The organism is Erythrobacter sp. HI0063 (genome assembly GCF_001635685.1).
GTDB lineage: Bacteria > Pseudomonadota > Alphaproteobacteria > Sphingomonadales > Sphingomonadaceae > Qipengyuania.
Map to the genome: position 1 here is coordinate 1 of NZ_LWFF01000208.1, position 336 is coordinate 336.

Consider the following 336-nt stretch of genomic DNA (forward strand, 5'->3'; position numbering starts at 1 on the left):
CGACTTGCATACTCTTGAGGAAAACAAGGCCGCCAACCTTGGCATTGCGATGGAGCGGCGAATTTTTCCGGACGGCAACGACGATCAAGGTCGTCCTTACTCCGATCTTCGCTGGTCCCGCTTCAAGAACTTCGAAGCGCGCGAGATGATGGATGTCGTGGCCGAGCGGGTTTTCCCGTTCCTTCGCCAGCTGGGTGAGCACGGTTCCAGTTATGGCGAGCACATGAAGGACGCGCGGCTTGGTTTCAGCAACGCCGCATTGCTCGCCAAGACCGTCGACATGCTCGACAAAATCCCGATGGACGATCGCGACACCAAAGGCGATCTCTATGAATA

1 protein-coding gene is annotated in these 336 nt (G+C 56.5%); it reads right to left on the reverse strand.

Annotated features, from left to right (window positions below; all coding sequences use genetic code 11):
- Positions 1–202 (reverse strand): hypothetical protein (locus A3736_RS17900; RefSeq protein WP_233999299.1); only part of this gene is annotated, 202 nt, incomplete at its 3' end.
- Positions 203–336: the final 134 nt, after the last annotated feature.